Origin of the sequence: Aeromonas sp. SCS5 (genome assembly GCF_001887375.1) — a bacterium.
Lineage (GTDB): Bacteria > Pseudomonadota > Gammaproteobacteria > Enterobacterales > Aeromonadaceae > Aeromonas > Aeromonas jandaei.
In genome coordinates, this window is record NZ_LFCS01000010.1 from 182,806 (window position 1) to 200,837 (window position 18,032).

The 18,032-nt window shown below is 58.9% G+C and carries 18 protein-coding genes and 1 tRNA gene; 9 read left to right on the plus strand and 10 right to left on the minus strand.

The window, feature by feature from the left end; translation table 11 throughout:
* The first annotated feature begins 78 nt into the window (after positions 1 to 78).
* Both BS300_RS14775 and rimJ read left to right on the plus strand, forming a co-directional pair.
* Complete coding sequence (locus BS300_RS14775; protein ID WP_033112982.1) at positions 79 to 633, plus strand: GNAT family protein; 555 nt, start codon at positions 79 to 81, stop codon at positions 631 to 633.
* Entirely contained in the window at positions 633 to 1,184 is a 552-nt protein-coding gene (rimJ, locus tag BS300_RS14780) for a ribosomal protein S5-alanine N-acetyltransferase (RefSeq protein ID WP_071913637.1), read from the plus strand. The genes BS300_RS14775 and rimJ overlap by 1 nt, the downstream gene beginning before the upstream one ends.
* Positions 1,185 to 1,237: 53 nt before the next feature.
* Here rimJ and BS300_RS14785 read toward each other — a convergent pair whose 3' ends face one another.
* The 3 genes from BS300_RS14785 to BS300_RS14795 all read right to left on the minus strand — a co-directional run bounded on the left by BS300_RS14785 (position 1,238) and on the right by BS300_RS14795 (position 4,097).
* Positions 1,238 to 1,486 (minus strand): hypothetical protein, encoded by a 249-nt coding sequence (locus BS300_RS14785; RefSeq protein ID WP_042030661.1) that lies wholly within the window; start codon positions 1,484 to 1,486, stop codon positions 1,238 to 1,240.
* Between the two features lie 308 nt (positions 1,487 to 1,794).
* Entirely contained in the window at positions 1,795 to 2,856 is a 1,062-nt protein-coding gene (locus BS300_RS14790; RefSeq protein ID WP_071913638.1) for an oxidoreductase, read from the minus strand.
* Positions 2,857 to 2,933: 77 nt separating this feature from the next.
* The gene (locus tag BS300_RS14795) at positions 2,934 to 4,097 is read right to left on the minus strand and encodes a multidrug effflux MFS transporter (RefSeq protein WP_071913640.1); all 1,164 of its coding nucleotides are present in this window, start codon (positions 4,095 to 4,097) and stop codon (positions 2,934 to 2,936) included.
* A gap of 235 nt (positions 4,098 to 4,332) precedes the next feature.
* Here BS300_RS14795 and rdgB point away from each other — a divergent pair, with 235 nt between their 5' ends.
* Both rdgB and hemW read left to right on the plus strand, forming a co-directional pair.
* Positions 4,333 to 4,926 carry an RdgB/HAM1 family non-canonical purine NTP pyrophosphatase gene (gene rdgB, locus BS300_RS14800; protein WP_033112987.1) on the plus strand — a complete coding sequence of 198 codons (594 nt, stop codon included), beginning with the start codon at positions 4,333 to 4,335 and terminating at the stop codon, positions 4,924 to 4,926.
* Positions 4,927 to 5,000: 74 nt separating this feature from the next.
* Complete coding sequence (gene hemW, locus BS300_RS14805) at positions 5,001 to 6,146, plus strand: radical SAM family heme chaperone HemW (protein WP_071913643.1); 1,146 nt, start codon at positions 5,001 to 5,003, stop codon at positions 6,144 to 6,146.
* A gap of 103 nt (positions 6,147 to 6,249) precedes the next feature.
* Here hemW and BS300_RS14810 read toward each other — a convergent pair whose 3' ends face one another.
* Both BS300_RS14810 and zntR read right to left on the minus strand, forming a co-directional pair.
* The gene (locus tag BS300_RS14810) at positions 6,250 to 6,489 is read right to left on the minus strand and encodes a ribosome alternative rescue factor ArfA (RefSeq protein WP_071913645.1); all 240 of its coding nucleotides are present in this window, start codon (positions 6,487 to 6,489) and stop codon (positions 6,250 to 6,252) included.
* 214 nt (positions 6,490 to 6,703) lie between these two features.
* A complete protein-coding gene (zntR, locus tag BS300_RS14815) occupies positions 6,704 to 7,159 on the minus strand; it encodes a Zn(2+)-responsive transcriptional regulator (protein ID WP_005341244.1) in 456 nt (151 codons plus the stop codon).
* Between the two features lie 415 nt (positions 7,160 to 7,574).
* Between zntR and purH the strand changes: the two genes are divergently transcribed.
* The 4 genes from purH to BS300_RS14835 all read left to right on the plus strand — a co-directional run bounded on the left by purH (position 7,575) and on the right by BS300_RS14835 (position 11,726).
* Complete coding sequence (purH, locus tag BS300_RS14820; protein WP_071913647.1) at positions 7,575 to 9,167, plus strand: bifunctional phosphoribosylaminoimidazolecarboxamide formyltransferase/IMP cyclohydrolase; 1,593 nt, start codon at positions 7,575 to 7,577, stop codon at positions 9,165 to 9,167.
* A 109-nt stretch (positions 9,168 to 9,276) separates the two neighbouring features.
* The gene (purD, locus tag BS300_RS14825; protein WP_071913649.1) at positions 9,277 to 10,569 is read left to right on the plus strand and encodes a phosphoribosylamine--glycine ligase; all 1,293 of its coding nucleotides are present in this window, start codon (positions 9,277 to 9,279) and stop codon (positions 10,567 to 10,569) included.
* Positions 10,570 to 10,816: 247 nt separating this feature from the next.
* Entirely contained in the window at positions 10,817 to 11,191 is a 375-nt protein-coding gene (locus BS300_RS14830; RefSeq protein WP_041209147.1) for a cytochrome b562, read from the plus strand.
* Entirely contained in the window at positions 11,172 to 11,726 is a 555-nt protein-coding gene (locus BS300_RS14835; RefSeq protein ID WP_071913651.1) for a cytochrome b/b6 domain-containing protein, read from the plus strand. Before BS300_RS14830 ends, BS300_RS14835 begins: the two co-directional genes overlap by 20 nt.
* Before the next feature lie 165 nt (positions 11,727 to 11,891).
* Here the strand turns inward: BS300_RS14835 and BS300_RS14840 are convergent.
* The 5 genes from BS300_RS14840 to rpsU all read right to left on the minus strand — a co-directional run bounded on the left by BS300_RS14840 (position 11,892) and on the right by rpsU (position 16,784).
* A tRNA-Ile gene (locus BS300_RS14840) sits at positions 11,892 to 11,968 on the minus strand.
* A gap of 186 nt (positions 11,969 to 12,154) precedes the next feature.
* On the minus strand, positions 12,155 to 14,050 hold the full coding sequence (gene rpoD / locus BS300_RS14845; RefSeq protein WP_263975067.1) for an RNA polymerase sigma factor RpoD: 1,896 nt from the start codon (positions 14,048 to 14,050) through the stop codon (positions 12,155 to 12,157).
* Between the two features lie 183 nt (positions 14,051 to 14,233).
* Entirely contained in the window at positions 14,234 to 16,021 is a 1,788-nt protein-coding gene (gene dnaG / locus BS300_RS14850) for a DNA primase (protein WP_071913655.1), read from the minus strand.
* An 88-nt stretch (positions 16,022 to 16,109) separates the two neighbouring features.
* Positions 16,110 to 16,553, minus strand: coding sequence for a GatB/YqeY domain-containing protein (locus tag BS300_RS14855; protein WP_005341238.1), 444 nt, complete (start codon positions 16,551 to 16,553; stop codon positions 16,110 to 16,112).
* Positions 16,554 to 16,568: 15 nt separating this feature from the next.
* Positions 16,569 to 16,784: a 30S ribosomal protein S21 gene (gene rpsU / locus BS300_RS14860; protein ID WP_005309452.1), complete on the minus strand. Its 216-nt coding sequence runs from the start codon at positions 16,782 to 16,784 to the stop codon at positions 16,569 to 16,571.
* Between the two features lie 180 nt (positions 16,785 to 16,964).
* On the opposite strand from rpsU, the gene tsaD reads away from it, so the two are divergent.
* A complete protein-coding gene (gene tsaD, locus BS300_RS14865; protein WP_071913657.1) occupies positions 16,965 to 17,978 on the plus strand; it encodes a tRNA (adenosine(37)-N6)-threonylcarbamoyltransferase complex transferase subunit TsaD in 1,014 nt (337 codons plus the stop codon).
* Positions 17,979 to 18,032 lie beyond the last annotated feature (54 nt).

The window sequence follows — 18,032 nt, forward strand, 5'->3', positions numbered from 1 at the left end:
GTGGCTGGCGTGCCAAGTTGCGATTGGCTACATTGGGGCAGCCCCATGTTTTGGCGACTGATTTAAAAGGAGAATCCCATGTTTTCATGGCAGTTGGATGACGAGCTGGCGCTGCTCTTCTTGCAGCCAGACATGGCGAGCGAGCTGTTTGCCCTCTGCAATGACAACCGGGAGTACCTCTCCCAATGGCTGCCCTGGCCCCCTTTCATTTTGCGTCCAGCCGACAGCGCAACTTTTATCCGTCATGCCATCGAGAAGTTTGCCCGTGGCGAGGGGCTGACCACCGCCATCGAGTATCAGGGAGAGGTGGTTGGGGTCATTGGCTACAACAGCATCGATCACGATCTTGGCAAGGTGGTCATCGGCTACTGGCTGGCAGAGCGCTGGCAGGGCAACGGCATCATTACCCGGGCCTGTCATGCATTGATCCATCACGCGTTTGAGGAGATGGGGATGGAGAAGGTGGAGATCACTGCCGCGACCGACAATGAGCCCAGCAGAGCCGTCTGCGAGCGGCTCGGGATGCAGCAGGAGGGGATTACCCGGCGTGCGGAGCGACTGGGTTCCCGGGTCGTGGATCATGTTCACTACAGCCTGCTGCGCGACGAATGGCTTGGGCAGAGAGACTCCTGATGGCGCTACCCCATATCAAAACCAAGCGGGTCCACCTGACGCTGCTGACCCCCGATCAGGCCCCGATGATCCTCGACTTTTACCGGCGCAATCGCGACCACCTTACCCCGTGGGAGCCGCTGCGCGACGACCATTTCTACACCCTTTCTTACTGGCATAACCGGCTGCAGGATAGCTACAGCCAGTTTTTCAAAGGCACCGGTGTCAATCTGGTGGCGCTCGATCCGGCGGGTGAGCGGGTGATCGCCACCTGCAACTTCAGCAACATCATGATGGGGATCTTCAAGGCGTGTCACCTCGGCTATGCCATTGACCGGCAGCATGAGGGGCAGGGGCTGATGCAGGAGATCCTGACTGCTGCCATCGACTATCTGTTTCGCGAGCAGGGACTGCATCGCATCATGGCCTGCTATATGCCCGCTAACCTGCGTAGCGGCGCCTTGCTGGAGCGACTCGGATTCGAGCGGGAGGGGTATGCGCGGGAGTATCTGATGATCAATGGCCGCTGGGAGGATCACATTCTCACCTCGCTGATTAATCCAGCGCCTTGAGCGGCAGATAAAAAAACGGGCCCATGGGGCCCGTCTTTCAATGAGGTGCAGGCTTAGTTGGCCTTGGCATCGCTCACTGCAGCTTCAACCTTGGTAGCAGCTTCGTCAGCAGCTTTTTCAACGGTTGCAGTCGCTTCGGAGGTGGCTTTCTCTACAGTAGAGGTGGCTTCGCTAGCGGCTTTTTCTACAGTTGCAGCAACTTCGGCGGCCGGAGCAGCAGCAGGCGCGGCAGCTTTTTCTTCTTTCTGACCGCAAGCAGTCAACATCAGACCCAGGATACCGGCTACCAGTACTTTGTTCATGTGCATTCCCTCAAAAAAAGATGGAGAGATGGTCGAAACAACCATCACTGCGCCCACCGTGACCCGGAATAAAACAAGAGGCCGGGACTCAGGCAGGCGGGCGCAATATAGCCCCATTGGTTACCGATGAAAACGGATATCACAATGACATTTTTTCGTGCAGTGGATAAAAAGCTCCACTGCAACGACTGATATCAATACAAGATGCCGCTTATTTGCGGTTTGTGCACAATAAACAACCAAGTTATTGATGTTGATTGGCAGTTTAAACGGTATTCATATCTGTCAGAGCGGCAACCTGTACCGCGTTAGTCAGACAGCTTTTGACAGCTCAGCCGTTGCCCCAAGCGGTTGCTCTCGCGGGCCAGATCCAGCAGTGCCATCACCGCCAATGCTTCCGTGGCGGGTACCGGGTTATCTCCCTCACCTCTGATGGCGGCACAGACGCCACGGTAGTAGGCGCCGTAATCGCCCGCTGCGCCGGTCAGGCTCTGTTGCTGCAATTGGCCATCCACGATGCGACTGAGCTGACCGGGTTCGCTATCCAACCCCCAATCCGCTGCCGGTGGCCGCTTGCCCAGCTTGAGCTGATCTTCCTGCACATCCATACCGAATTTGACAAACGAGCCCTGACTGCCGTGAACGATAAAGCGGGGCATGGTGGCCGATACCAGACAGCTACCATGCAGGATCACTCGCATTGCGCCAGACCGTTCACCATAGCCCAGCACCACATGGAAGTAGTCATCAGCCAGGGCACCGGGGCGCTGCCCGGCAAGGTCTGCCTGCAGCCAGTCCGGTTGGCCGAACAGCTGCAGCGCCTGATCCAGCACATGGGGGCCGAGATCGAACCAGAGGCCGGAACCCGGGCCACCCGCTTCGCGCCAGCGTTGACGCACCTCGGGGCGATAGCGATCGAAATGGGATTCGAACTGGGCGATCTGCCCCAGCGTCCCCTCGGCAATCAAACGGCGCACGGTAAGGAAATCCCCGTCCCAACGGCGGTTGTGGAAGATGCTGAGCAGTCGCTGCTGCTTTTCGGCCAACTCGACCAGCTCTGCCGCTTCGGCCAGATCCAGCGCAAACGGCTTGTCGATGACGACGTGCTTGCCTGCCAGCAGCGCCTGGCGGGCGAGGGGGGCATGGGTATCGTTGGGGGTGGCGATCACCACCAGATCGACGGTCTCATCGCTCAGCACTTCTTCCAGTGAACCAACCCGGCAGCCGGGCAGATCGGCCTGCACCTTGGCAGCATCGCGGCTCACCACCCAGCTCAGAGATAAACCGGGCGTGGTGGAGAGGAAGGGGGCGTGGAAGGTCTTGCCTGCAAAGCCATAGCCCACCAGGGCGGCGTTGAGAGAGTGGCTCATCGGGGTTCTCCGCTGACGTCGAGTGACAAACAAGAAGGGGGCCCACGGCCCCCGGAGTGTGCATCAGAGCACAGGATTTATTGCAAACACAAGCGGCGTCCGCGGCGTGTCATCAGCATCACCAGCGGCGGTAGCAGCAGCCACATATGCAGTGCCAGCTGGCTGAGCGGGTCGTGCATCAGGGCGCCGGTCAGGCCAACCAGAGCACCGGAGCCGCTCATCTGGAACAGGCCGAGCAGGGCGGCGGCGGTACCGGCGCAGTGGCCGAACGGTGCCAGCGCCATCCCGGCGGCCGAACCCAGGATCATGGCAAAGCCGATGCTGGAGAGGAATACCGGCCCCATCATCGCCAGCGGATGTTCGATGTGCATCGCGAGGGTCAGGGCGATGGCCGAGAGCATCAGTACCAGCAGGCCGATACGCAGGGTGCGTCTTGGCCCCACCTTGGCGATAAAGCGCGGGGCCATGAAACAGGCCAGAATGTTGAGCGCGGCGTTGGCGGTAAACCAGTAGCTAAAGCCGCTCATATCCAGTCCCAGCTTCACCATCAGTTGTACCGGCGCAGCGGTGACATAGGCGAGGATAACCGCCATCGCCAGCATGCACAGCGCCGCGTTGAACAGGAAGCTGGGGGTGCGCAGTACCGGGCTGTAGCGCGACCAGCTGATGAGGGCCCCTTCGCTGCGGGTCTCCTCAGGGCGGGTCTCCGGCATCCGCCACAGCAGCCAGCTGCCGACGATGAGCGCATAACCGGCCATAAACCAGAAGTTGGCCGACCAGCCCGCCTTGGCTGTGAGCCAGCCACCGAGCAGGGGGGCCAGGGCCGGGATAAAGCAGATGGCGCCATTGAGATAGGAGATCATCTGGCCGCTCTTTTTCGGGCCATAGCTGTCACGCACCACCGAGAAGGCGGCGACCGAGGTGGCGCAGGCGCCAAAGCCCTGCAGTACTCGCGCCAGCATCAATTCGCCGAGGCTGGCGGCGAAACCGGCCCCCAGCGCGCTCAGACCGTAGAGCAGCACGCCGCCCAGAGCAACCGGTTTGCGGCCATAGCGGTCGGCCAGCGGACCGACCAGCAGTTGTCCCAGCCCCATGCTGAACAGGAACCAGGTGATGGTGCCCTGCATCAGGGTCACTTCCGCCCCGAGCTGTTCGGCCATCTGCGGAATGGCGGGCAGGTAGATGTCGATGGCCAACGGGCTGAACAGCACCAGCAGTACGAGTAAAAGAATCAATGGCATCTGTCACCTCTCTATCAGCCGGAATTGAATTGGTGCGCGAGTCTACTGGCTCAAAGTAATGAATAGAAATGGTATTTAATCACTTCGGTTATTCCTCTGCGGAAACATGTATCAAAAAGCGCTCTATTGAAAGGGGGATAACTCCCGCTCAAGCCATGGCAGCAGCTGTAATTGGCGCTTTTACTAAACGCTTGCGCCGCATAGAATGCGCTGATTATTTTTGCGGAGGTGCTCGATGAACAAGCTTGTCCTGGCAACAGGTAACCAGAAAAAGGTGAAGGAGTTGGCCGCCATGCTGGCCGACATGAAGATCCAGGTGATCCCGCAGAGCGAGTTTGCTGTCTCCGATGCCGATGAGACCGGCACCACCTTCGTTGAAAACGCCATCATCAAGGCGCGCCATGCCGCCCGCATTACCGGCTTGCCCGCCGTTGCCGATGACTCCGGTCTGGAAGTGGATCTGCTGCAGGGTCGTCCCGGGGTCTACTCCGCCCGCTTTGCCGGTCAGGGTGCCGGTGACAAGGCCAATATCGAGAAGTTGCTGGCTGAGCTCAAAGGGGCGCCTGATTATCTCAAGAGCGCCCGCTTCTGGTGTGTGCTGGTTTATATGCGCCACGCCGACGATCCCACCCCCATCATCTGTCAGGCAAGCTGGGAAGGGATGATCATCGACGAGCAGCGCGGTCAGCATGGTTTTGGCTATGACCCCGTCTTCTTCGTGCCGGACCACGACTGCACCGCGGCCCAGATGCCGGCCGAGCTGAAAAACCAGCTGAGCCACCGTGCCCAGGCGCTGGCCAAACTGAAAGCGGCGCTGGCGGCTCACTGAGTTAAGCCCCCACCGCCCATCGCATATTGTCATCTACAATGGGGGCCTTGAGCCCCCGTTTTATTGGAACGTCCATGCTGCAACTGCCGCCGCTCTCTCTCTATATTCATGTGCCCTGGTGCGTCCAGAAGTGCCCTTACTGTGACTTCAACTCCCATGCCCAGAAGGGGGAGTTGCCTCACCTCGAATATGTCGCCGCCCTGCTGGAGGATCTGGATCAGGATCTGAAGTGGGCACAGGGGCGGCCGCTCTCCTCGATCTTTATCGGCGGCGGCACCCCCAGCCTGCTGACGGTGGAGGCGATGCAAGCCTTGCTGGACGGGGTTCGGGCCCGCATTCCGCTCACCGCAGATTGCGAGATCACCATGGAGGCGAACCCGGGTACGGTGGAGGCGGACAAATTCGCCGGTTTCCAGCGCGCCGGCATCAACCGCATCTCCATCGGTGTGCAGAGCTTCCAGCAGGAGAAGCTGAGCCGCCTCGGCCGCATTCACGGCCCGGAAGAGGCGCGCAAGGCGGCGGCACTGGCCCACGCCATCAAGTTGCCCACTTTCAATCTGGATCTGATGCACGGTCTGCCGGATCAGAGTCTGGATGATGCCCTTTACGACCTGCAGCAGGCTATCGACTGCGCACCGCCGCACCTCTCCTGGTATCAGCTCACCATAGAGCCGAACACGGCCTTTGCCTCCAAACCGCCCAAACTGCCGGAAGATGACACCCTGTGGGATATCTACGAGCAGGGCCACGCCATGCTCACCGCCAGCGGTTATCGCCAGTACGAGATCTCGGCTTATGCCAAAGAGGGCTACCAGTGCCATCACAACCTCAACTACTGGCGCTTCGGTGACTATCTGGGGATTGGCTGCGGCGCCCACGGCAAGGTGACTGATCTCGCGGATCAGCAGATCCTGCGCACCGCCAAGGTGAAGCATCCGAAAGGGTATCTGGACAAGAGTCGCCCCTATCTGGACGAGCAGTGGCAGGTGACGGCAGACGATCTGCCGCTCGAATACTTTATGAACCGCTTCCGCCTGTTTGAACCGGCCCCCAAGGCGGAGTTCGAGGCCTATACCGGCTTGCCGCTGGAGCGGGTGGAGACGGTGCTCGCCATCGCCCAAAGCAAGGAGCTGATCGAGGATTTGGGAGAGAGCTGGCAGCTCACTTCTCTCGGCCATCGCTATCTCAACGTGTTGCTCGAACTCTTTATGGATGAGTGAGCGGCCTGTTGAGGCTGTGAGTTGGCGTTGCCAAATCGCTTCTTCTGTCAAAACAATCAGGGCGCCAATGGCGCCCTGATTGTTTTGGTCGGTAGAAACCCGCTCAGCAGCAGACGCGGATCATCTGCTGTTGGCCGGGCTCCCACCGCTTGCCGAATTTGGCCTTGCGCTGGTAACTCCCCTTGCCCTTCTTGTTGCGCTCGACCCGGCTGCGAAACAGGGGATCGGAGAGCAGGGCATGCAGATGGTTATCCTTTATCTCGCCGCGCTGGTGGGCATAGTGGCCCCCTTGCGCATGCTCCTCACGGGGGAGGGCGGGTTGGTCGACCCGGATCTTGGCCATGATGGCTCCTCTTCTTTTCTCTTGGTGTGTTGATTCTTGTGTCTGGATGGTGGTTTTCGCTGCGAGCGCCTGTTCAGCTGAGCGCCCGGCAACCGGATGCACTGGCACCGGTTAAAAATGCGGCGATTTTGTCACCAAATCGCCGCCGGAGCAATGCGTCGGCGGCGCCGAGTCAGTCACACTGAGCCAGGCACGCTCAGTCAGGCATACCATGTCAGCCGTGAACCGGGTCATGCTGGTCGTGGCTGTGATGCTCGTGATGGGCCGGGGCGCCAGATTCCAGCGTCTCGAGGATTGCGCAGTGCTCCGCCGAGCGGGGGCCGCCGCAGCAGATATTGGAGAGCTCGCGCAGATTGTCGCGAAAGCGGGTCAGTTCGATGATCTTCTGCTCCACCTGGGCCAGCTTGGTGTCGGCTACCGCTTTCACCTCCTGACAGGTGACTTTGGCCTTGTTGGTATCGAGGTCGAGCAGCTCGCCGATATCGGCCAGCGAGAATCCGACCGACTTGGCGCGGATAATAAACTCCAGCCGCCGCTTGTCCTGTTCGCTGTAGAGGCGGTAGCCGGATTCGTTGCGGATCCCCGGTGAGATAAGCCCGTTCTTCTCGTAAAAACGCAGGGTATCTGCCTTGACCCCGCACGCCTTGGCCAGTTCACCGATCCGATACATGCTCTCTCTCCCCTTGAATGTATGCCGCCACAAAAACCGGAATCCACTATCACCCCTTTGCCCATGGATTGCCAGCCAAGGGCATAAAAGGGGCAGATAAACATCTCCTGGCGACCCTTTTTTCCATAAAACACTGAAAGTGCAAACGTTTCGAGAGAATCAGGTGGAAAACGTTTAACGCCGCGCCAAATAAGGCTTTGCTGTTTCAAAAAATCCACCACAGGTCACATTTTTTGTGTAGAATACGCGCCCATAACAGAGTGCCGCACCAAGCGGGCATTTCCTAAAACGCTTTTGCCGGATGTCGGGGCGAGAGTGGTTTGCGAAATCCCCCACTTCCATTTATTTGGGGACTCTCTGTGTTGAGCCTCGCCTCCCATGGAACGGTCCCCGTTATGTTGAGGACGATAGTGTGATGGAACAAGCTCGACCCATTCGCCGTGCACTGCTGAGTGTGTCTGACAAAACTGGCATTCTGGAATTTGCCAAGGCACTCAACGAGCGTGGTGTTGCCCTGCTCTCCACGGGCGGTACCGCCAAGCTGCTTGGCGAGGCGGGTCTGCCGGTGACCGAGGTCTCCGACTACACGGGTTTCCCTGAAATGATGGATGGCCGGGTCAAGACCCTGCATCCCAAGGTTCATGGCGGCATCCTCGGCCGTCGGGATCAGGATGACGCCATCATGGCCCAGCACGCTATCTCCCCCATCGACATGGTTGTCGTCAACCTCTACCCCTTCGCCGCCACCGTGGCCAAAGCGGGCTGCACCCTGGCCGATGCGGTCGAGAACATCGACATCGGCGGCCCGACCATGGTGCGTTCTGCCGCCAAAAACCATAAAGATGTCGCTATCGTCGTCAAAGCTGCCGACTATGATCGGGTTATTCGCGAAATGGATGCCAACGGCAACAGCCTGAAGCTGGCGACCCGTTTCGATCTGGCCATCGCAGCCTTCGAGCACACCGCTGCCTACGACGGCATGATCGCCAACTACTTTGGCACAATGGTTCCTTCTTACGGTGACAACAAGGAGGGTGACGAGAAGTCCCGCTTCCCGCGCACCTTCAACAGCCAGTTCATCAAGAAGCAGGACATGCGTTACGGCGAAAACAGCCATCAGGCAGCCGCCTTCTACGCCGAAGAGCATGCCGCTCTGGGTTCTGTCTCCAGCGCTATCCAGCTGCAGGGCAAGGCGCTCTCCTACAACAACATCGCCGACACCGATGCGGCGCTGGAGTGCGTGAAGGAGTTCGACGAGCCGGCCTGCGTCATCGTCAAACATGCCAACCCGTGTGGCGTGGCCGTCGGTAACGACCTGCTGAGTGCCTACGATCGCGCCTACCAGACCGATCCCACCTCCGCCTTTGGCGGCATCATCGCCTTCAACCGCGAACTGGATGGCGCCACCGCCAAGGCCATCGTCGAGCGTCAGTTCGTCGAGGTGATTATTGCCCCGACTGTCAGTCAAGAGGCCCGCGAAGCGGTCGCTGCCAAGCAGAACGTGCGTCTGCTCGAATGCGGTCAGTGGACTGCTCCGGCGCAAGGGTTTGAACTCAAGCGCGTCAACGGCGGCCTGCTGGTGCAGGAGCGCGATCTCGGCATGGTGACTTTGGGTGACCTGACCGTGGTCAGCAAGCGTCAGCCGACCGAGGCCGAGCTACAAGATCTGCTGTTCTGCTGGAAAGTGGCCAAGTTCGTCAAATCCAATGCCATTGTCTACGCCAAAGATGGCCAGACCATCGGCGTTGGCGCCGGCCAGATGAGCCGCGTCTATTCGGCCAAGATTGCCGGTATCAAGGCGGCAGATGAAGGGCTGACCGTGGCGGGCTCCGTCATGGCCTCCGATGCCTTCTTCCCGTTCCGCGACGGCATCGATGCCGCCGCCGCCGCCGGTATCTCCTGCGTGATCCAGCCGGGTGGCTCGATGCGCGATCAGGAGGTGATCGACGCAGCCGACGAGCACGGCATGTGCATGGTATTCACCAACATGCGCCACTTCCGTCACTGATGGATCAGGGCCGCCACGGGCGGCCCTTTTGTTGTCTCTTTTCCACTGACTATTGCGACCGGCTTCCCTCTGGCGGAAGCCTGTGACCCACATAGAAGCGAGCGATACGATGAAAGTACTGATCATTGGCAATGGTGGCCGCGAACACGCCCTGGCCTGGAAAGCCAAGCAATCCCCTCTGGTGACCCGGGTCTTCGTCGCCCCCGGCAATGCTGGCACCGCTCACGAAGGGAGCATCGAGAACGTGGCCATCGCTGCTACCGATATCCCGGCTCTGCTGGCGTTTGCCAAGGAGCAGCGCATCGGTCTGACCATCGTCGGCCCGGAAGCGCCGCTGGTGAAAGGGGTGGTCGATGCCTTCCGTGCCGAGGGGCTGGCTATCTTCGGTCCGACTGCGGCTTCTGCCCAGCTGGAGGGCTCCAAGGCCTTTGCCAAGGATTTTCTGGCCCGTCACGCCATCCCGACTGCCGAGTACCAGAACTTCACCGAGGTTGAGCCAGCGCTGGCCTATCTGCGCGAGAAGGGGGCGCCCATCGTCATCAAGGCCGATGGTCTGGCCGCAGGCAAGGGGGTGATCGTGGCGATGACCCTGACCGAGGCCGAAGAGGCCGTGCGCGACATGCTCTCAGGCAATGCTTTTGGCGACGCTGGCGCCCGGGTGGTGATCGAGGAGTTCCTGGAAGGGGAGGAGGCGAGCTTCATCGTCATGGTCGATGGCGAGCATGTGCTGCCGATGGCGACCAGTCAGGATCACAAGCGGGTAGGGGATGGCGATACCGGCCTCAATACTGGCGGTATGGGCGCCTATTCGCCGGCGCCAGTGGTGACTGATGAAGTACACCGCAAGGTGATGGAGCAGGTGATTATGCCGACCGTGCGCGGCATGGCGGCCGAGGGCAACGTCTACACCGGTTTCCTCTACGCTGGCCTGATGATCGACGGTCAGGGCAATCCCAAGGTGATCGAATTCAACTGCCGTTTCGGTGATCCCGAGACCCAACCCATCATGCTGCGGATGCGCTCCGATCTGGTGGAACTCTGTCTGGCCGCCTGTGCCGGCAAGCTGGATCAGGTTGAGGCGAATTATGACCCCCGCGTAGCCATTGGTGTGGTGCTGGCCGCTGGCGGCTATCCCGGCGACTACCAGCATGGCAAGGCCATCAGCGGCCTGCCGGTGGAAGAGGCGAGCGGCGAGAAGGTATTCCACGCGGGAACCCGCCTTGATGGCGATACCGTAGTGACCGCCGGTGGCCGGGTGCTGTGCGCCACCGCGCTGGGCCACACAGTGGCCGAAGCGCAGCAGCGTGCCTATCAGCTGGCTGCCCGGATCCAGTGGGACGGTGTCTTCTATCGCAATGACATCGGCTGGCGCGCCATCGAACGTGAACAGCAGGCTGGCTGATGGCCGATACCCGCAGTAACAAGCCCCGCCAATGGCGGGGTTTTTTATGCCGGAAAGTGCCTTATTGTCGATGCATTCATGTTGCCGTGGTTAACAAGCGAGGCACTCTTGTCACTATTTGCCACAAAAAACATCATTTTTCACAAACGCTTCACCATGAGTCATGGCATTATGCTGGTGATGAATTCCTGTTTGGATTCATAGGTGACCCTAATAATTTGAGCATGTTGTTATATAAGGAAATCCCATGTTGAAAACTGTTCGCCCCCTGCTGCTGCCCCTGATGTTCGGTCTGATCGCGTTACCTGCCATGGCTGGCGATCTGGAACAGCCGATGAAGAAGATTGGCTTCAACTACAAGCAGGCGGTCAAGGCTGATGATGCGGCTACCATGGAGAAGCACATCAACGAGATGAAGGCTCAGCTCGACATCGCCAAGCAGAAGAACATGCCTGCCGCCAAGAAGGAGAAGTTCCTCGAGGGCATGAATGAGGTACAGACCGAGCTGGATGCCAGCCTGGCTGCACTCAAGGCCGGTGACGAAGCCAAGGCGCGCGAGCACCTGGCCAAGGTCAACGACCTGAAGAAGGAGTATCACAAGTATGCCAAGCAAAAAGGGTGATCCCTTTCGCTGGGATGCAGTGGTTCGCCTGACCCATTGGGGTGTGGCGGCCATCTGTATCGGCAATCTCTGGCTCAATGAGGCGGGAGAGGATTGGCACGAGTGGCTCGGTTATACGGCTATCGCGCTGGTCTCCGTGCGTTTGCTCTGGGGGCTCACCTTTGCCCGTGGCTACGCCCGCCTGGGCGCCCTTATCCCCAAAGGTGAGGATTTTCGCCAGCAGATCCACGAGATGCGTGAACGGTTGCCGCCGGCTCCGGGCCATCACGGCAGCGGCAAGTTGGCGGTATGGGCGCTCTGGCTGCTGGTGCTGGCAACTGCCGGTACCGGCTGGTTCCAGAATACCGAGATGGGGTTTGATCTGGGGGCTGATGACTGGCACGTCTGGTGCACCTGGGCACTGCAGGGCATGATCGCACTGCATCTGCTGGCCATTGGGTTCACCTCATGGCGTCAGCGCAGCAGTCTGGTGATCCGGATGCTGCCCTCGCTTCCCCGTCATGCCTCGAACCAGTGTCGCGACGAGCAGACCTGAGGCTCAGCATTAGGCTCCTTGCTCTCGCTTGAGGTGCCTGATCCGGAACCTGTCCAGACCCGCCAATGGCGGGTCTTTTCTTATGGCCTCATCGATCTCATCACTGGACACTGCCCGATCCGCAGATGCAAAAAGGCCGCTCATGATGAGCGGCCTTTTTCAATTTGGTGGCCCCTGGGGGACTTGAACCCACGACCAATCGATTATGAGTCGACTGCTCTGACCAACTGAGCTAAGGGGCCAAATTGTGCGTTTAGCGGCGTGGATTATAGGGGAAGAGGAAAGGGCAGTCTATAGGCATATCAACCACTTGGCGACTAATTGTCCAGCTTGATAGAGGGGGCAAAGCGGGTCGCAAGGGTAAATGCCAGACAAAACAAAGCCCCGCATAGCGGGGCTTTGGCAAGCTGGTTGGCACAGGGTCAGGACTATTCGTCCAGGAAGCTGCGTAGCACTTCCGAGCGGCTCGGGTGGCGCAGTTTGCGCAGTGCCTTGGCTTCAATCTGACGAATACGCTCACGGGTAACGTCGAACTGCTTGCCCACTTCCTCGAGGGTGTGGTCGGTGTTCATGTCGATACCGAAACGCATCCGCAGCACCTTGGCTTCGCGAGCAGTCAGACCGGCCAGCACTTCGCGGGTAGCGTTGCGCAGGCTTTCGCTGGTGGCTGCATCGGCCGGCAGAGCCAGAGTGGTATCTTCGATGAAGTCGCCCAAGTGGGAATCTTCATCATCACCGATAGGCGTCTCCATGGAGATAGGCTCTTTGGCGATTTTCAGTACCTTGCGGATCTTGTCTTCCGGCATGCCCATGCGCATGGCCAGCTCTTCCGGGTTCGGTTCACGACCCATCTCCTGCAGCATTTGACGGGAGATACGGTTGAGCTTGTTGATGGTCTCGATCATGTGTACCGGGATACGGATGGTACGGGCCTGATCCGCGATGGAGCGGGTAATGGCCTGACGAATCCACCAGGTTGCATAGGTCGAGAACTTGTAGCCACGACGGTATTCAAACTTGTCTACCGCCTTCATCAGACCGATGTTGCCTTCCTGGATCAGATCGAGGAACTGCAGACCGCGGTTGGTGTACTTCTTGGCGATGGAGATAACCAGACGCAAGTTGGCCTCAACCATCTCTTTCTTCGCACGGCGGGCCTTGGCCTCACCGATGCTCATGCGACGGTTGATATCCTTGATCTGGGCAATCGACAGACCGGTCTCTTCTTCGATCTGCTGCAGTTTGCCGATGGCGCGCTGCACCTCTTCATCCATCTCCATCAGACGGGGAGACCAGGCTTTACCAGCCTGCTTCTGGTATTCAAACCAGGCTGTTTCGCACTCGTTGTTGGTGAAGGCCGCGACGAAGGTTTTCTTCGGCATCTTGGCCTGCTCAACGCAGAGTTTCATGATAATGCGTTCCTGCACGCGAACCCGCTCCATCATTTCGCGCATGTTGTTGACCAGGCGATCGAACTGCTTGGGCATCAGGCGGAATTGACGGAACACATCGGCCAGCTGGGCGATGGCGGCCTGGGTATCATCGTGCGCGCGACCATTCTTCTGAATGGAGAGGCGGGTCACTTCATACTGGGCGCGCAGTTCGGCGAACTTCTCGCGAGCGACTTCCGGATCCGGACCACCGTCACCGTCATCGTCAGAGTTGTCACCGTCTTCGTCTTCATCTTCGTCTTCATCTTCGTCTTCGTCAGCCAGGTCATCCTCGCTGAGTTCGGAACCGATGTGAGTGGCGGTCGGCGCCATATCTTCGGTATCGTTCGGATCGATAAAACCGGAGATGATGTCGGAGAGACGCAGCTGCTCGGCTTCGTACTTGTCGTACTGTTCGAGCAGGTAAGTGATGGCTTCCGGGTACTCCGCTACGGAGCTTTGTACCTGGTTGATACCGTCTTCGATACGCTTGGCGATGTCGATTTCGCCTTCGCGGGTCAGCAGTTCGACAGTACCCATTTCCCGCATGTACATGCGGACGGGATCGGTCGTGCGACCAATCTCGGATTCAACAGATGCCAGAGCCTGGGCCGCTGCTTCGGCAGCGTCCTCATCGGCGGTACCCCCTTCAGCCATGATCAAGTCATCGGCATCCGGAGCGTTTTCAACCACTTGAATGCCCATATCGTTGATCATCTGAATGATGTCTTCGATCTGGTCTGAATCGACAATATCTTGCGGGAGGTGATCGTTCACCTCGGCATAGGTCAGGTAGCCCTGTTCTTTACCTTTGGCAACGAGGAGTTTAAGCTGAGACTGCGGGGTTTGCTCCATAGAACTCATCCGGTTGGTGCTGCTAGGTTGCGCGTACAGTGCGCTGCTGCGCAAATAGCCAATTCTAATAGAAAACCGCCAGACATGCTATGTCTGGTTGCGGCGTCGGTCATGAGAAACCCCTGCCCGCAGTATTGTCGGGGCCAGGCGGTTATAAAATTTTTGCTTTTCATCCCGTCGATTCGGGCAACGCTATCCATATTGGGACTAATCACTCAAATATCAAGCCCCACTCTCATTTCTTTTCTCAATTTGCACCTCTCTGATCAGCATCATCAACTCTTGGGTTTCTTCGGAGCTTAGTCCTTCCTGAGCCACTTTGGCCTGCAATTCTTCGATCCGTTGTTTCAGAAACAGGTTGATGAAACCGACGAAGGTATCCTGCAACTCTCCCAGAATATCCGGCTCCTGATCGAGTTTGATCTCCTCGAACAGGTCGTGCATTGCCAGCTGGGCGAGGATTTCCCCCTCTTTGGTGCCGCGCCAGTGCTCCAGCAGGATGCCGGTAGTGATACCGGGCTGTGCCAGGATCTGCTGATGCAGCTGCAGCAGGAAGGTAATCCCTTGCAAGCGCAAACCCGCCAGCTCCGGCATTGCCGGTAGCTCTGCCGTCACGGCCGGGTATTGAACCATCAGGGCCAGTGCCCGGCGCAGCGGGGTAAGTTTGGCTGCCTTGGGCTTGTTGACCTCGGCCTTGGGTTGGCTGTTGCGGGCAAAGAGCTCGGCAATTCGCTGCTTGTTCTCACCCCAGCGCATCATGCTGGAGAGGCGGGTGATCAGCCCCTCACGGGTGAACCCTTCCGGCACGCGGCGGATAAGTTCTGCGGCCTTGTTGGCCACTTCAAACTTGCCCGCTTCACCGGAGAGCGCCGCGTCGCGACCGAGACGCTCGAACATGAAGTCGGCGAACGGCTGGGCTTCATCGAGCAGGGCTTCAAAGCCCTCCTTGCCGATCTGGCGTACCAGCGAGTCGGGATCCTCTCCATCGGGCAGGAACACGAATTTGAGTTCGCGGCCATCCTGCAGATGGGGGAGGGCGTTATCCAGCGCCCGCCACGCGGCTTCACGACCGGCGTTGTCGCCGTCGTAGCAGCAGACCACCTCGGCGGTGGTACGAAACAGGGTATGGATGTGATCACTGGTGGTCGCGGTACCCAGTGCCGCCACCGCATAGTCGATGTCGTACTGTCCGAGCGCCACCACGTCCATGTAGCCCTCAACCACCAGGATCCGGCGTGGATCCTTGTGTGCCTGCTTGACCTCATAGAGGCCGAACAGCTCCCGCCCTTTATGGAAAATCGGGGTTTCCGGCGAGTTGAGGTATTTGGGGGTGCCGTCACCCAGCACCCGGCCACCGAAGCCGATGACCCGGCCGCGCTTGTCACGGATCGGGAACATGATGCGATCGCGGAAACGATCGTAGCTGCCACCGCCACTCTCACGAGTGATCAGCATGCCACCCGAGATAAGCAGCTGTTCGTGATCCCGGCTGGCACCAAAGCGGCGACGCACCTGATCCCAATCGCTTGGGGCATAACCGATGTTGAAGCGTTTGACCACTTCACCGGTTAGTCCGCGTCCCTTGAGGTACTCCACCGCATGGGGAGCACTCTTGAGATTGCTCTCGTAGAAGCGGGCGATCTGGTTCATCAGCTCGAACAGATCCTTGCTGACGGCTGGCTGGCTATGGCCAGATCCGCCGCTGCTCTGCTCGCGGGGCACCTGCATGCCCTGCTGGCTGGCGAGCTCTTCGATGGCGTCGGGGAATTCGAGGCCGTCATACTCCATGACAAAGCCGATGGCGTTGCCGTGGGCGCCACAGCCGAAACAGTGATAGAACTGCTTCTCCTGGCTGACGGTAAAAGAGGGGCTTTTTTCGTTATGAAAAGGGCAGCAAGCCTGGTAGTTCTTACCGGCTTTTTTCAGCCGCACTCGCGAGTCGATCAGCTCGACTATGTCTGTGCGTGCGAGCAGATCGTCGATAAAGGATTGGGGGATCCTGCCTGCCATAACCGTCCTGTTTCACTGCGATAGAAAATAAAAAAGCCGCGCATTCACAAGGAAGCACGGCTTCTTCGACCAAACAAGAGTTTGCCTGTTACGCCAAGCGGGTTTTCACCTGAGCACTGACGGCGCCGACATCGGCACGACCCTGAATTTTTGGCTTCAAGACAGCCATGACTTTACCCATGTCAGCCATGACGGCAGCACCGCTCTCGGCGATGGCTTGCTCGATCAGGGCGGCAATTTCGTCTGCGGTCAGTTGTTGAGGCAGGAACTCCTGCAGCACAACGATCTCGGCGGACTCTTTGTCGGCGAGATCCTGGCGACCGGCAGCTTCAAATTGGCTGATGGAATCGCGGCGCTGTTTGACCATCTTGGTCACGACAGCGAGGATATCCTCATCATTGAGCTCGACACGGGTATCGACTTCACGCTGCTTGATTTCTGCCATCAACAACCGGATAGCGCCCAACCGCGGCTTGTCTTTGGCAAGCATGGCGAGCTTTTGCTGATCCTTGAGTTGATCCTTCAGAGACACGGCATGATCCCTTGATTAGTACAGGCGGATACGACGTGCGTTTTCGCGAGACAGCTTCTTGGCGTGACGCTTAACGGCAGACGCTTTGGCGCGCTTACGAATGGTAGTCGGCTTCTCGTAGAACTCACGGCTACGAACTTCGGACAGGATACCGGCTTTTTCGCAAGAACGCTTGAAGCGACGCAGAGCAACGTCAAACGGCTCATTTTCACGGACTTTGATTACTGGCATGTGCCTTTCACCTCAGTGATAAAATTGTTAGCTGACCTTCAATCGATCAGCATGACTTAAAATGGTGCGAAATTATACTCTGGACAGGGAATGAAAGTAAACCCGCAGAGATCGCTCTGGTTTAAAAAACCCGCGAAGGTTACCATAGCCGTCTCATTTTAGCAGTGAAAATTTTTAGCAATGCGTGTATTGGGCATAGAGACATCCTGTGACGAAACCGGGATCGCGATCTTCGACGATCAAAAAGGGATCCTTTCCCACCAGTTATATAGCCAGGTCAGGCTGCATGCGGACTACGGTGGCGTTGTCCCCGAGCTCGCCAGTCGGGATCATGTTCGCAAGACGATCCCGTTGATCCAGGCCGCATTGCGGGAGGCGGGGCTGGGCAAGGATGACATCGATGGCATCGCCTATACCGCGGGGCCGGGTCTGGTTGGCGCCATTCTGGTGGGGGCCACCATCGGCCGTTCACTGGCGATGGCGTGGAACAAGCCGGCTATCGCCGTCCACCATATGGAAGGTCACCTGCTGGCGCCCATGCTGGAAGAGAAGGCCCCCGAGTTCCCCTTCGTGGCGCTGCTGGTCTCCGGTGGCCACTCCATGCTGGTGCGGGTCGATGGCATCGGCAGCTACCAGCTGCTGGGCGAATCCATCGATGATGCCGCCGGCGAGGCGTTCGACAAGACCGCCAAGCTGATGGGGCTGGACTATCCGGGCGGCCCTCTCCTCTCCCGTCTGGCCGAGAAGGGCACCACCGGACGCTTCCACTTCCCCCGTCCCATGACTGATCGCCCCGGGCTCGACATGAGCTTCTCCGGCCTCAAGACCTTTGCCGCCAACACCATCGCTGCCAACGGTGATGATGAGCAAACCCGCGCCGATATCGCCCGTGCGTTTGAAGATGCGGTGGTCGATACCCTGGCCATCAAGTGCCGTCGAGCCTTGAAAGAGACCGGCCTCAAGCGTCTGGTGGTGGCCGGTGGTGTCAGTGCCAACCGTCACCTGCGCGCCCAGCTGGCCGAGCTGATGGAGAGCCTCAAGGGCGAGGTGTTCTATCCGCGCACCGAATATTGCACTGATAACGGCGCCATGATCGCCTATGCCGGCATGCAGCGTCTGAAGGCGGGCGTGTTCGAGCCGCTGGCGGTCAAGGCCGTGCCGCGCTGGCCATTGGATACCCTGGATCCGGTCTGATCCTGAGGATCCTGCCCTTAGCGGGCCAGTGATGTGAGATGCCCCGGGCATGCT

Bases quoted from the DNA above. Each gene is read 5' to 3' on its own strand.
- BS300_RS14775 (WP_033112982.1), top strand. From the start codon at position 79: ATGTTTTCATGGCAGTTGGATGACGAGCTGGCGCTGCTCTTCTTGCAG.
- rimJ (WP_071913637.1), top strand. From the start codon at position 633: ATGGCGCTACCCCATATCAAAACCAAGCGGGTCCACCTGACGCTGCTG.
- BS300_RS14785 (WP_042030661.1), bottom strand. From the start codon at position 1,486: ATGAACAAAGTACTGGTAGCCGGTATCCTGGGTCTGATGTTGACTGCT.
- BS300_RS14790 (WP_071913638.1), bottom strand. From the start codon at position 2,856: ATGAGCCACTCTCTCAACGCCGCCCTGGTGGGCTATGGCTTTGCAGGC.
- BS300_RS14795 (WP_071913640.1), bottom strand. From the start codon at position 4,097: ATGCCATTGATTCTTTTACTCGTACTGCTGGTGCTGTTCAGCCCGTTG.
- rdgB (WP_033112987.1), top strand. From the start codon at position 4,333: ATGAACAAGCTTGTCCTGGCAACAGGTAACCAGAAAAAGGTGAAGGAG.
- hemW (WP_071913643.1), top strand. From the start codon at position 5,001: ATGCTGCAACTGCCGCCGCTCTCTCTCTATATTCATGTGCCCTGGTGC.
- BS300_RS14810 (WP_071913645.1), bottom strand. From the start codon at position 6,489: ATGGCCAAGATCCGGGTCGACCAACCCGCCCTCCCCCGTGAGGAGCAT.
- zntR (WP_005341244.1), bottom strand. From the start codon at position 7,159: ATGTATCGGATCGGTGAACTGGCCAAGGCGTGCGGGGTCAAGGCAGAT.
- purH (WP_071913647.1), top strand. From the start codon at position 7,575: ATGGAACAAGCTCGACCCATTCGCCGTGCACTGCTGAGTGTGTCTGAC.
- purD (WP_071913649.1), top strand. From the start codon at position 9,277: ATGAAAGTACTGATCATTGGCAATGGTGGCCGCGAACACGCCCTGGCC.
- BS300_RS14830 (WP_041209147.1), top strand. From the start codon at position 10,817: ATGTTGAAAACTGTTCGCCCCCTGCTGCTGCCCCTGATGTTCGGTCTG.
- BS300_RS14835 (WP_071913651.1), top strand. From the start codon at position 11,172: ATGCCAAGCAAAAAGGGTGATCCCTTTCGCTGGGATGCAGTGGTTCGC.
- dnaG (WP_071913655.1), bottom strand. From the start codon at position 16,021: ATGGCAGGCAGGATCCCCCAATCCTTTATCGACGATCTGCTCGCACGC.
- rpsU (WP_005309452.1), bottom strand. From the start codon at position 16,784: ATGCCAGTAATCAAAGTCCGTGAAAATGAGCCGTTTGACGTTGCTCTG.
- tsaD (WP_071913657.1), top strand. From the start codon at position 16,965: ATGCGTGTATTGGGCATAGAGACATCCTGTGACGAAACCGGGATCGCG.